Here is a 10,072-nt window from a genome sequence, read left to right on the forward strand (position 1 = left end):
TAATTAAATCATGGGATTAGCTTCCAGATCACCGGTTAGTCGAATCATTCATCACTCCCGGGCCACCGTACAATAGGAACGCTTAAATCATAAGTGTCCATCATTGATGCCGAGCGGTGGCCGCTGGCTTCCTGTTTTTCATGGCGATTGCCTTTTGTGTCGGTGATGCCGCGACGTTTTAGGTCATGCAGTCCGAAACGCTCTTCTTTTGTGATTATCCCTTCCTCAATGGCCAATTTCATTAGCCGCTGCCAAGCCGTGTCTAGGCCTGACTTGCGAAGCAAACCGCCATCCGTTGCGACTATCAACGGGCGGCTTTCGGGGTGCATGGGTATTGGTGTTCCTCTTGCTTTCCATATCGCCGCGCGCCGTTCAACGGCGGCATTCCAGGCGGCCGTTAGGCGTGGGTACCAGCGAACGACATTATCCCGGGAGCCCTTTCTGCGGTTTGTCATCACACCATCGGCTGTGCTGTTGGCATCGCTGAGGGTTACCACTTCAATACCTCGTAAACGGCAGATATAGGCCAGCTCCATGACTATCCAAAGGTGAGTCGCGCAAGCTCCTTTCTGGCTGCGGGTCATTTGGCCGCGCTCGCGGGCAAACTCGGTTAAGCGTGCAATCGTGGTTAGTTCGGGTAGGCGTCGCTGTTTGCGCTCTTTTGCGGATTCTACGCCCTGGGCTGGATTGCTATCGCAGTAACCGCGGTTAATTCCCCAACGAAAAAGCCGACCTAAGTATCTCAATAGGTGATTGGCTTTTGAGGGTGTGCCTTCGGCTGCGATCTTGTCGACTAATCGCTGAACCAGTGCCGGGGAGAATTGCGCGGTGGGCAGATCTCCCAGCGGCTTACCCAACTTGGTAGGTATTTCCAGCACGATAGAACGGCAGTATTCATAGTCTTTCTGTGTTTTGCTGGCCAGCTCTTTGAGTTGTGCTGATTCATGGAACTGCTTGGCCAAGTAACGCAGTGTGCGTCGGTCGATGCCGCTACGTTGCTCCATGATTCGATGCAACTCTGACAGAGTCGCATCTGCCCCGGCGATTCTCTCGCTTTTCAGTTTGCCCGCTTCATCGCGATACTGAACATACCACCGGCCACGGCCGCGCTTGTCGTAATACACCCCGTTGGGGAGCTTTGACTGGTTGATGTGCGCGGGTATGTCGGGGCTGTATTTTCGCGGGCGTGTCTTCATAGTATGTCGCTAGGGCTTAGCTCTTTTCCTGGGGCGGTTTCAATGCCGCCCGCCTTGTTGATTAAGTCGATGGTAGTCCATGGGCCACGTCGACCATTAAACACGGTTACCCCTTGCTCACGCAGGCAGCGAGCCGCGTCGGCGGGCCGCTGGTAACCCGTGATGGCTTTCAGCTCATCGGAGTTTATTACGTTTTGTAGGCTCATGGCTTGTTCCTTGCCCGCCAGCGGTTGAAGCGGTTGCGGATCATGCGAAACGTTTGGCTCGCGGCTGGGTTGCTATCCAGCTCGGCGCGGCTGTTGATTTTGCAGACAGCACACAGCCATTCGCGGGCATCATCGGCATTGTGGGTGCCGTCGGGTAATTGGCTTTCTGTTAGCTGGTGTTTGTACCGGCGGCGGCGATCTAGGTAGAGCTGGAACGCTTTATCTTGGCAAAGCATCGCTGCTTGACGGGCGTAGGCGCCGCCTTTTGGGGTGTTTTTCATCACTCTGCGCCCTCTGCTTTGCTTTCTCTTTTTTTATCATCTGCAACTCTAGCCGCCTGCTTTGCGCAGCTATCGCAGATGGCCACGTTACCCCTGTCACCCGGTCGCTCTGCTGCAATCATGGCTTCCGCTTGATGCGCACTTTTGCCACAAAAATCACAGCAAATCATCACGCACTCCCTTCGGCTTGGCGGCGGAACTTATCGCCTTCGTTCCAGCACTGGTTAGCAGCGATTGGCTGATCGTAGGCTTCGAGCTTTTCTGACATGTCGAAGAGTGCTTCGGCCTTAATGAGAGCAGCTCGCTTGATAATATCGATGGTTTCTATATCGGCTTCCATGTTCACAAAAAACGCGCAACCTGCAGTGCGCTTTCTAAATTCTGGCTTCAATTTGCGCACCAACTCTTGGTCTATATCGCCGCGGATCTTCACAATCACATAGCGGTTTTCCAGGTCAGCGGGCAGCGCTTCTAGTTTCGCGCTCATGAGAGCACCTAATAACCCTTTCTGGTCGGCGTTCTGCTTATTCAGAAATTCAACGCGCTCCTGATTTTTCTGCTGCTGCGCTCTTCTTTCTTCGCTGGCCTTTTTCCTTAAAACCATTTGCGTCAGTTCGCCGTGGCGGTACTGGTCGCGCTCCTGGATGAGTAGGTCGATTTGCCTTGCTGCCTCTTCGGGGTTTTCGCGAACCCAATTTGGATCAATGGCCATGCTTCCCCCTAGAATTCGAAACGTTGTGCAATGCCCTTGGCGCTGGGCTTTACTTCAGTGCGGATCTCGATGACCTCTACCCGCGGCTTAATGTGGCTCGCGGCGCTTATGCCTAGCTGGAAAGCGCTGCCCACGCAAAAGGCCAGAACCGTAAACTTGATGACGTAGCGCCAATCTTGGGGTGTTGGGTTATGCATCGTCGCCACGATCCTCTTCAACGTGCTCGATGGCTTTATCGGTATCGGCTTTCAGCCAATCGGGCCAACTGCGCTTAATATTCTTTTCAATCTTTTGATGAACAGCGCCCGCCACTTGATAAGGGTTATTGCCTGCTCGCCACGCACCATCCAGCGCCAGTAACACAACATCGACCCACTCTTCTAGCTCGCCGCCGGATTGCTCTACCTCGATCAGCTCTTTGCGTATGTGGTCAATAATCCCTTTGAGACGAGTACCAGGACCAAATCTCTCACTAGAAAACTCCATTTGACGTTTAACTAAATTCGCTAGGTTCACGTTTTTACCGCCAAACTCTTCACCGGCATTCATCCACTCGAAGCACTTTTCGGCTTTCCAGTTATCGGGAAAAACTGCGTACTTACCGTTTGGTGCACGACTTCTATCCATACCGCCTATTTGCTCTTGCTCGTGCTCTGAAACCTGTAGGCAGATAGGTTCTAAGCTGCTTTCGTGCCATTGGTCGCCAATTTTTACGCGCATGATTTACTCCTTTATCAACAAAGCTCGGGCGGGAAGAACTCTTCTTCCTCGCTCAACGTGGATGGGGCCGGGGCGAAGAGTTCTCGGGCGGCTTTTCGGGCTGCGATAGCGTCTTGGTACTCCGCTTCGCGGTCGGCCTTATAAAAATCGGAGCTCTGCCACGCTTTGAAGCGTTCGAGCTGGGCTTTTAGCTCCGCTGGTGAAGGCTCGCGGGGCTGGATATCTGGCCCTTGCGTACAGTTAGTGACACGAGTCCAAGGGGACGCGGCTTCGCCGCCTCCCGAACACCCCTGCTCTTGATAACGTGCGGAGCTTGCGCGGCTGCGTACTTCCCACTTGTAAAAGCGGGTCAGGTATTCGTGTTCGTTGCCCCGGCCGTCGGAAACGACGATGCCGAAGGTGCCTAGCTTGCTTTCGCCGTGGCGGCCTTTGGCCTCTATGCCTTCGCGCACCTCGCCGGTGGCGTGGCTGAACTCGGGGCGTTCTAAATCCACGCGGGGCATCGTCCAGGGTTTAACCGGGCGCTGTTTGCGGGGCAGGTTGGGGCCGCCCATCAAGCGCAAGAACTGATCCCACTGGCCCGCGTTGGCCACTTTGCGAATTGCCGCCAGGCGGCCGGCGATGCGCTGGTCTGGCCGGGTGGCTTGCTCCCAGCTTTCCAGCTCATCGATGTGCTTTTCGTTCAGGCGGCGCACTTCGCGCCAAACGGTGACGCTGGGCAGGCCGACGAACTGAAACTGACGAATGCCCCACACCGCCGCCCAGGATTCAATGCGCGGGGCCACGCTGTTGAGGTCGTGGCCATAGCGGTCTTTGTGGTCATCCTTCACGGCATCGCGGGTGAACTGCTCGCCGTTGATGTTTTTCGAGATGTACTTGGCCACGTAGCCCGCTGCAGTACCGCGCTGGTAGTCGATCTTTTTCACCTTGAAGCGGGCAGTGGTTTTGCGGCCGTATCGGTCGAACAGCTCTTCGGGGGTGTCCGCTTCGGCGTGGCTGCGTAGGATTTCGTTAATGCGCTTGGCGTCTTCGCGCTTCATCCAAATCAACAGGTGCCAGTGGGGCGTGCCGTCGTGGTGGGGCTCGACCACGCGGATACCGTAAATGCCCAGGTTCTCGCGGGCTAATGCAGCGCGGGCACGTGCCCACACTTGCTGCAGGTGGGCCTGGGCTTCACGGGGCGTGGTGCCGTTGTACTTCGGGTTGCGCACGCTGTTTTCAGAGATCACCGGGTGGAAACGGCTGGGCGCGGTGATGGTGTAGAACATGCCCACGTGGCCCAGTCGGCGGGACTCCGCTTCGGTGTCGCTAATGCGCAGCATCAATTCAGCGCGGCGGTGGTCGGGGTTCGATAGGCCCAACTCGGCCAGCTCGGCCAGGGTGTAAACCTGACCTTCCTGGTTGATAGCTTCCAACGCTTCCAGCAGCGCTCGGTTGCGGTTCTTCTGGGAGCGGCGGCGTTCCAGTGTGACGTTGCTGCAGTAGATACCCGCGCGCTTGTGTACGCGGTGGGCTTCACGCTGCACCTGTTCCAACCGGCGGCCGCCCAGGCGGCGCAGCTGCCGACGCCACCAAACGGGGTCGGTGAGCTTGGCCAGCTGCACACCGCTTTTCAGCTTGAGGCTGGGCGGGTTGATGCCGTGCAGACGCGCCCGGTGGCGGGCGACTTCGAGCGCCATTTCATTGACGACGGATAGGCTCATGACCGGCGCGCGGTGCCAGTTGAACACTGCCATCAATGGAATGACGCCCAGGGGCGGGCTTAACGGATTGCGGGAGTCGGCAATTTGCAGGGCGACTTCCCGCGCCTGGCCGGAAAGGGTGCGGGCCTTGGGCGTTTTCAGGTTGAGCGGGGGCGGCAACAGCCCCAGGCGTAGGCGGCGGTTATGCTGGGCGATGCCGCCGATCAGCTTGCTGCGTTCGCGCTCAATGGCCGTGGCCTGGGCGTCGGCGTGGTTGATGACTGCTTCATCGTCGTGGGTGACGTTCAGACCATGCAGCACCAGGTTCTTTTCCACGCTGGCCAACCACTGGCAGCCCTGCTGCAAGCCTTCGATGGTAGTGGGGGCGCGTTTAACCAGCCCGTTAAAGCCGCGCTCCAGATCCTGGGCGATGGCAGGAAATCGGCGGTAAACGCTGGCCGGGTCGATCAGCTCGCGGGTGTTGCGGGCTAGCCAGCGGTTACCCGCCGCGTTGCCGTGGCGCGTAGCGACGTGAACGAAGCCCGCTGCTAACTGTTCGGCCAAGCTGGGGAGCTTATCGAAGAAGCCCTGGCGCCACTCTGCGCAGCCCGGTTTGGTGCGTGTGCCCGGTGCGCCAAATGCCCGCGACTGTTCAACCGCCGACATCACAGGGCCACCGCTGGCGTTTTGCGGAGTGTGGAAATAGCCACCTGGTGGTTTTTCAGCACGCGCTCCAGATCCATAAACTGCTGGCTCATTTTCTCCAGCTGGTGGCGTAGCTCTGCCGCGCCCAACTCGTGGCCAGCGGCTTCCAGGTCATTGGCCAGTTGTTCAAAGCGCAGCTTGGTGAGGAAGAGGCTGTCCACGGTGTTGGTGATTTTCATGCCACCCCCTTTTCGATCAGGCTTAGCCAGTGCAGTGCGGCCTTGGTGTTGCCTTCCGCCAGGGCTTGGCGGGCGTGGCTGGCCAGTTCACGGCTGGGGTGCTGGGCGCGGTTGCGCAGCTGGTCTTTCAGGCCGCTGGCGTAGTCGCTCATGCGGTGGATGGCGGCGCGGATCGCCTCGCGCTCCGGCTTGGCGAAGTGGTTAATCTGCTGGGTGGCATCGGCGGTTAGCCCGGCGCTTTTCAGCACTAGGCGGCGCTCCGGAAAGGGGAGATCTGCCCAGACGCTGATTAAGTCTTGATCCGCCGCACGGCTGTGCAGCTCGGCGCGGAGTTCGCCAAAGCCCGCCCGGTCGGTATGAACGCGGGGCGGTGCTTTGCGTGTGGGCAGTGGGGTCACGTTAGCCATGGTGGGCTCTCTCAGTAGTTCAGCTCAGTAATTCAGTTCAGTGCTCGAGGACGACGGGGCGGCGGGTATCGGCATCAACCACCTGGGCCAAGCCTGCGTCGCGGGCCTGCTGGATCATGCGGTCGAGGTCGCGGGCGGTGAACACCACCGGGCAGCCGTTGCGGGTGCGCAGTACCACTACATGGGCGGTGCTGGCGGTGAGGTCGATGGTTGCATCCAGGTTGACGCTATCCAGATCCGCAAAGGCTTGGATGGCGGCCACTTCGGCGGTGGTTTCACTGATGCCGTAGTCGTTCACCAGGGTGCCGATGGTGATGCGCAGCGCTTCGGCGCGGTTATCCCAGCGGTTTTGCCACAGCACTTCGGTGGCGATATCGAAGGGGGTTTTTGCGGTGTTAATGGGTGCGACGTTCATGGCGATTTCCTTTTGGTTTGGTGATCTCTTCTATGCCCAGACGCATCTGGCCTTCGGCTTCCAGGCGTATCTGCCGCTTCAACCAAGCCCCAAACTTGATGTTCACGTTGGGGTTCGGCTGGTAGCTGGGCACAAGCGTTTCGATAATTCCCAGGCTGGCCTTACAGCGAAACCCGCAGGCAAACTCATTGGTGCAGTGCAGATAGAGCTCGCGGTAGTCAGGTAGATGCGTCTTCGAAGTCCGCACCTTCATGTGGCTACCGCAGTGAGGGCAGTCGACGCGGAGTCGGCTAACCTCATGCATGGCTATCTCTGTGTTCTCAGTCACTGCGTCCTCCGTTGACGGCGTAGAGCGCACGCCCTCGCCCGATCATTTTCTGGCCCCCGCCGCGAATGCCTCGGGAGACCAGATATTCCATTGCCGCTTCGTGTGAGTTGAGCCCTTCCTGTTCACACACGCGTTCGAGTACCTCCTCTAGCGCTGGATCTATGTCGATGTCTGTCTTGCGGTCACGTCGCATCACTCACCTTTTGCAGGGGTGGAAGAAGGGGTGAAAGAGGGGGCAGTTTTACCCCGCACGTTGCCCCACACTTGGCATATCGCCGATGCCGACCAGTTCGCGGGCCTGGGTCATCATCATTTCGCGCATTAACGCGGCTTTGCTGATGCCGTACAGGTTGGCTAGGGCGGTTATCACCGCGTCTTCGTACTCATCCAGGTAAACGCTTTTCTTGGAGCGGAGGCGCTTAGTGTCCTGATACATGAGGGGTTTCCTTATGCAGTGTGAGAAGCAACGGTTAATCGGCGGAAAGGGTTTCCTGGTCGTATTGGGCGATGCCGCGCAGCATGAGCATGCGAGCGGTGGCCGACATCGAACGCATTTCCAGCTGGGTGATGCGTTCCAGGTGGGTACGCTCGGCTTCGGTGAGGTAGGTCATGATTGGCGAGTTACACCCTTTGGGCGCATAAATCGGCTTTGGGGCAATGGTGTTAGCGGTGGCCATGGGTTAGGCTTCCTTAATGGAGTAAAAGACTTTCAAAGGGTCGGGTTTAGCGCAGCGGCAAGCCGCTGTTGACCTGGGCGGTAATAGCTTTGTGAGTAGCAGGTGTGGCCATGGCAGTGGCTCCCTTGCGGTGTGTTGTGAAGTAAAAGACATGACTAGAATGGTTCATAAAAATGAACCTGTCAATAAGGATGGTTCATTAAAATGTTCATTGGCGAGCGCTTAAAAGAAGAACGCGAACGACTTGGACTGAGTCAAACGGCTCTGGCCCTGATTGGTGGTGTCGGAAAAACGACTCAGATCAAATATGAGAAAGGCGCTAGTAGCCCTGATTCTTCTTACCTGTCGGCGGTTTCTGATGAAGGCGTTGATATCTTTTATGTGCTCAAAGGCCAACGTTCAGGAACAGCAACTGCCCAACCACTTGGGGTTCCGTTAAATGAACCAGGCCCAGATCTCTCTCCGGTGAAGATGTACGACATTGAAGCGGCTGCGGGCGCTGGCCGCAGCTTTGAAGGCGAGCCGATTAAAACCACGCTGTACTTTTCGACTGCTGAGCTTTCCGAGCAGGGACTAGATCCTGCGCAAGTGGTGGGCATTAAAGTGCGCGGCGATTCGATGGACGGCACTCTGGCCGATGGGGACTGGGTGCTGGTGGATCGCAGCAACCGCGACCCGAAACAGGAAGGGGTGTTTTTGCTGCTGGTGAGTGGCGAGCGCAGGATTAAACGGGTGCAGCGACTGGCGGGCGGGGCGTTGTACTTGATTAGCGATAACGACCATTACCAGCCGGAGATGATCAAGCCGCAGGATATGCATGATGTGGAGATTCTTGGTCGCTGTGAAATTCGTATTGGGCGGGTCGTTTAACTGCAAAACCATGAATACATAAAAGCAGCTTTAAGACTGCCAAAATTAAAACAGGGAGTTAGGGAATGAAAAAAATTAGCATTATTGCAATGGCAGCCACCTTTGCCAGTGTGTTTTCGCTAACCGCCTTGGCGGAAGAAACACCCGAAGAGCTTATGGATGAAGCCCGAGGGCTCGTTTCTATTGGCTTTGATATGTCGGAATACAGCTCTTCTTCCAGTAACAGCGATGTGGCTCAATGCATGGATATGATGCAAGAGCATCAACCTCAGGCTGAAGAGTTACGCTCACGCATTGCTTCACTGCCTTACAGTGTTTCTAAATCAAACTTGGATATGGCTGCAATTGATTTACACCGCTGCTTATCCTGTGTGCCTGATGCTGTTTCCAGCTGCGAAGATGCTGAAACTTTGGTTGATACTGCTGGGCAATATTTGAATTAATTCTGTTGGGGTAGCGATAACGACCACACCAGCCGGAAATTTTTAAGCCGAAGGATATTCATGATGTGGAGGATTTTGGCGGTGTGAGATAGGGGCTGGGCGGGGTGTTTGATTTAAAGATCAATTTGACGCGTTTAATTTATAAATAAATTTTCTAACTTTTGGTGGATATTGTTATGGCAAGAAAAATTGATGATGAGCCTATTTCGCCAGAAAAATTGGCTGCCGCTGAAAGCCAAATAGAGGAATTCTATAGGAGATATGATTATGATATTAGAGAGTTTCCTATAGAAGTTATTTTTAATAAGTGTACCGACTTTATTGAAGAAGACGTCACTGAATGGTTTGTGCCAAGTTATCAGAGAAAGCATGTATGGCCTGATAAATTGCAGAGCCAGTTTATTGAGTCTTTGCTTTTGAATCTTCCTATACCATATCTATATGTAAGCGATACGGGCGAAGAAAGCCTTATTGAGATTGTTGATGGCAGTCAGCGTGTTAGAACAATAATTCGATTTATAAAAAATGATTTGAAATTGTCTGATATGAAAACTCTTACTAATTTAGAGGGTTTTACTTTTGGTGATTTTTCAAAACCTTCTCAGCGACGTTTTTTGAGAAAAACATTGCGCACTATCGAGCTTTTGTCGATGGACGAAGATTCTAGACGTGATTTGTTTAACCGTTTAAATACCGGTGGGGTAAAACTGTCAGATTCAGAGAAACGTTATGGTATACGTGACGGACGTTTCTTTGAGCTTGTAAAGAGGCTAGCTAATGATCCACTATTTCATCAACTGTGTCCGCTTAGTAAAAGTAAGTCTGTACGGCGTGAGTATGATGAATTAGTGCTTAGATTTTTTGCTTACGCTAATGATAGGGAAAAGTTCGTTCACAATGTTGAGAAATTTTTAGATGAATATCTCGATGAAATGAATAGTTCTGAATTTAATTATGCAGAATATGAAGAGCAGTTCATGAAGGTTATGAGATTTGTTGATGAGAATTTTGATCATGGGTTTAGAAAAAATGAACGTAATACCTCAGTTCCGCGGATTAGGTTTGAAGCTTTAGCTGTGGGTGTTTTAGATGCGCTTAATGAAAAGCCTGATCTAAAGCTTTCATCAGCTGAGTGGGTATATGATTCTAAAGACCATTTTGTTGAATTAACTACTTCTGATGCTAGTAACTCGCGCCCTAAGCTTTATGCGCGGATTGAGTATGTCAAAAATAATTTGCTACGAGCTTGAT

Annotated in this window: 19 protein-coding genes; 3 read left to right on the top strand and 16 right to left on the bottom strand. The window is 54.3% G+C overall.

The features are described 5' to 3' along the window. Positions 1-44: 44 nt before the first annotated feature. The 16 genes from A6R74_RS23075 to A6R74_RS23210 are packed head-to-tail and all read right to left on the bottom strand — an operon-like array spanning position 45 to position 7,677. Complete coding sequence (locus A6R74_RS23075) at positions 45-1,196, bottom strand: site-specific integrase (RefSeq protein WP_064234036.1); 1,152 nt, start codon at positions 1,194-1,196, stop codon at positions 45-47. Beyond that, the gene (locus A6R74_RS08185; protein ID WP_064234037.1) at positions 1,193-1,402 is read right to left on the bottom strand and encodes a hypothetical protein; all 210 of its coding nucleotides are present in this window, start codon (positions 1,400-1,402) and stop codon (positions 1,193-1,195) included. The genes A6R74_RS23075 and A6R74_RS08185 overlap by 4 nt, the downstream gene beginning before the upstream one ends. Beyond that, positions 1,399-1,683, bottom strand: a complete 285-nt coding sequence (locus A6R74_RS08190) for a hypothetical protein (protein WP_064234038.1) — start codon at positions 1,681-1,683, stop codon at positions 1,399-1,401. Before A6R74_RS08190 ends, A6R74_RS08185 begins: the two co-directional genes overlap by 4 nt. After that, positions 1,683-1,853: a ClpX C4-type zinc finger protein gene (locus tag A6R74_RS23580; protein ID WP_082906630.1), complete on the bottom strand. Its 171-nt coding sequence runs from the start codon at positions 1,851-1,853 to the stop codon at positions 1,683-1,685. Before A6R74_RS23580 ends, A6R74_RS08190 begins: the two co-directional genes overlap by 1 nt. Beyond that, positions 1,853-2,395 carry a hypothetical protein gene (locus A6R74_RS08195; RefSeq protein ID WP_064234039.1) on the bottom strand — a complete coding sequence of 181 codons (543 nt, stop codon included), beginning with the start codon at positions 2,393-2,395 and terminating at the stop codon, positions 1,853-1,855. Before A6R74_RS08195 ends, A6R74_RS23580 begins: the two co-directional genes overlap by 1 nt. An 8-nt stretch (positions 2,396-2,403) precedes the next feature. Beyond that, a complete protein-coding gene (locus A6R74_RS08200) occupies positions 2,404-2,592 on the bottom strand; it encodes a hypothetical protein (RefSeq protein ID WP_064234040.1) in 189 nt (62 codons plus the stop codon). Further along, the gene (locus tag A6R74_RS08205) at positions 2,585-3,115 is read right to left on the bottom strand and encodes a dATP/dGTP pyrophosphohydrolase domain-containing protein (RefSeq protein ID WP_205634166.1); all 531 of its coding nucleotides are present in this window, start codon (positions 3,113-3,115) and stop codon (positions 2,585-2,587) included. The genes A6R74_RS08200 and A6R74_RS08205 overlap by 8 nt, the downstream gene beginning before the upstream one ends. Before the next feature lie 14 nt (positions 3,116-3,129). After that, complete coding sequence (locus A6R74_RS08210) at positions 3,130-5,463, bottom strand: replication endonuclease (protein ID WP_064234041.1); 2,334 nt, start codon at positions 5,461-5,463, stop codon at positions 3,130-3,132. Next, positions 5,463-5,681: a hypothetical protein gene (locus A6R74_RS08215; protein WP_064234042.1), complete on the bottom strand. Its 219-nt coding sequence runs from the start codon at positions 5,679-5,681 to the stop codon at positions 5,463-5,465. The genes A6R74_RS08210 and A6R74_RS08215 overlap by 1 nt, the downstream gene beginning before the upstream one ends. After that, positions 5,678-6,088: a hypothetical protein gene (locus A6R74_RS08220; protein ID WP_064234043.1), complete on the bottom strand. Its 411-nt coding sequence runs from the start codon at positions 6,086-6,088 to the stop codon at positions 5,678-5,680. The genes A6R74_RS08215 and A6R74_RS08220 overlap by 4 nt, the downstream gene beginning before the upstream one ends. A gap of 37 nt (positions 6,089-6,125) precedes the next feature. Next, positions 6,126-6,503: a hypothetical protein gene (locus A6R74_RS08225; RefSeq protein ID WP_064234044.1), complete on the bottom strand. Its 378-nt coding sequence runs from the start codon at positions 6,501-6,503 to the stop codon at positions 6,126-6,128. Then, a complete protein-coding gene (locus tag A6R74_RS08230) occupies positions 6,484-6,831 on the bottom strand; it encodes an ogr/Delta-like zinc finger family protein (RefSeq protein ID WP_125410291.1) in 348 nt (115 codons plus the stop codon). The genes A6R74_RS08225 and A6R74_RS08230 overlap by 20 nt, the downstream gene beginning before the upstream one ends. Then, a complete protein-coding gene (locus tag A6R74_RS08235; RefSeq protein WP_064234046.1) occupies positions 6,824-7,024 on the bottom strand; it encodes a hypothetical protein in 201 nt (66 codons plus the stop codon). Before A6R74_RS08235 ends, A6R74_RS08230 begins: the two co-directional genes overlap by 8 nt. 48 nt (positions 7,025-7,072) lie before the next feature. Beyond that, positions 7,073-7,267 carry a hypothetical protein gene (locus tag A6R74_RS08240; RefSeq protein WP_064234047.1) on the bottom strand — a complete coding sequence of 65 codons (195 nt, stop codon included), beginning with the start codon at positions 7,265-7,267 and terminating at the stop codon, positions 7,073-7,075. Positions 7,268-7,301: 34 nt separating this feature from the next. Then, positions 7,302-7,508 (bottom strand): hypothetical protein, encoded by a 207-nt coding sequence (locus A6R74_RS08245; protein ID WP_064234048.1) that lies wholly within the window; start codon positions 7,506-7,508, stop codon positions 7,302-7,304. 46 nt (positions 7,509-7,554) lie between these two features. Further along, positions 7,555-7,677 (bottom strand): hypothetical protein, encoded by a 123-nt coding sequence (locus A6R74_RS23210; protein WP_276204778.1) that lies wholly within the window; start codon positions 7,675-7,677, stop codon positions 7,555-7,557. 35 nt (positions 7,678-7,712) lie between these two features. Here A6R74_RS23210 and A6R74_RS08250 point away from each other — a divergent pair, with 35 nt between their 5' ends. From A6R74_RS08250 to A6R74_RS08260, 3 genes are all read left to right on the top strand, one after another. Next, on the top strand, positions 7,713-8,378 hold the full coding sequence (locus A6R74_RS08250) for an XRE family transcriptional regulator (protein WP_064234049.1): 666 nt from the start codon (positions 7,713-7,715) through the stop codon (positions 8,376-8,378). 65 nt (positions 8,379-8,443) lie between these two features. Then, positions 8,444-8,821 carry a hypothetical protein gene (locus A6R74_RS08255; RefSeq protein WP_064234050.1) on the top strand — a complete coding sequence of 126 codons (378 nt, stop codon included), beginning with the start codon at positions 8,444-8,446 and terminating at the stop codon, positions 8,819-8,821. 176 nt (positions 8,822-8,997) lie between these two features. Further along, entirely contained in the window at positions 8,998-10,071 is a 1,074-nt protein-coding gene (locus tag A6R74_RS08260) for a DUF262 domain-containing protein (RefSeq protein WP_064234051.1), read from the top strand. Position 10,072 lies beyond the last annotated feature (1 nt).

It is taken from the genome of Halomonas sp. ALS9, from assembly GCF_001651035.1.
Taxonomy (GTDB): domain Bacteria; phylum Pseudomonadota; class Gammaproteobacteria; order Pseudomonadales; family Halomonadaceae; genus Vreelandella.

Excerpts from the sequence above, each read along its gene's own strand:
- A6R74_RS08240 (WP_064234047.1), bottom strand. The coding sequence starts at position 7,267 with ATGTATCAGGACACTAAGCGCCTCCGCTCCAAGAAAAGCGTTTACCTG.
- A6R74_RS23075 (WP_064234036.1), bottom strand. The coding sequence starts at position 1,196 with ATGAAGACACGCCCGCGAAAATACAGCCCCGACATACCCGCGCACATC.
- A6R74_RS08235 (WP_064234046.1), bottom strand. The coding sequence starts at position 7,024 with ATGCGACGTGACCGCAAGACAGACATCGACATAGATCCAGCGCTAGAG.
- A6R74_RS23210 (WP_276204778.1), bottom strand. The coding sequence starts at position 7,677 with ATGAACCATTCTAGTCATGTCTTTTACTTCACAACACACCGCAAGGGA.
- A6R74_RS08245 (WP_064234048.1), bottom strand. The coding sequence starts at position 7,508 with ATGGCCACCGCTAACACCATTGCCCCAAAGCCGATTTATGCGCCCAAA.
- A6R74_RS08210 (WP_064234041.1), bottom strand. The coding sequence starts at position 5,463 with ATGTCGGCGGTTGAACAGTCGCGGGCATTTGGCGCACCGGGCACACGC.
- A6R74_RS08190 (WP_064234038.1), bottom strand. The coding sequence starts at position 1,683 with ATGAAAAACACCCCAAAAGGCGGCGCCTACGCCCGTCAAGCAGCGATG.
- A6R74_RS08215 (WP_064234042.1), bottom strand. The coding sequence starts at position 5,681 with ATGAAAATCACCAACACCGTGGACAGCCTCTTCCTCACCAAGCTGCGC.
- A6R74_RS08220 (WP_064234043.1), bottom strand. The coding sequence starts at position 6,088 with ATGGCTAACGTGACCCCACTGCCCACACGCAAAGCACCGCCCCGCGTT.
- A6R74_RS08260 (WP_064234051.1), top strand. The coding sequence starts at position 8,998 with ATGGCAAGAAAAATTGATGATGAGCCTATTTCGCCAGAAAAATTGGCT.
- A6R74_RS23580 (WP_082906630.1), bottom strand. The coding sequence starts at position 1,853 with ATGATTTGCTGTGATTTTTGTGGCAAAAGTGCGCATCAAGCGGAAGCC.
- A6R74_RS08200 (WP_064234040.1), bottom strand. The coding sequence starts at position 2,592 with ATGCATAACCCAACACCCCAAGATTGGCGCTACGTCATCAAGTTTACG.
- A6R74_RS08250 (WP_064234049.1), top strand. The coding sequence starts at position 7,713 with ATGTTCATTGGCGAGCGCTTAAAAGAAGAACGCGAACGACTTGGACTG.
- A6R74_RS08205 (WP_205634166.1), bottom strand. The coding sequence starts at position 3,115 with ATGCGCGTAAAAATTGGCGACCAATGGCACGAAAGCAGCTTAGAACCT.
- A6R74_RS08255 (WP_064234050.1), top strand. The coding sequence starts at position 8,444 with ATGAAAAAAATTAGCATTATTGCAATGGCAGCCACCTTTGCCAGTGTG.
- A6R74_RS08225 (WP_064234044.1), bottom strand. The coding sequence starts at position 6,503 with ATGAACGTCGCACCCATTAACACCGCAAAAACCCCCTTCGATATCGCC.
- A6R74_RS08195 (WP_064234039.1), bottom strand. The coding sequence starts at position 2,395 with ATGGCCATTGATCCAAATTGGGTTCGCGAAAACCCCGAAGAGGCAGCA.
- A6R74_RS08185 (WP_064234037.1), bottom strand. The coding sequence starts at position 1,402 with ATGAGCCTACAAAACGTAATAAACTCCGATGAGCTGAAAGCCATCACG.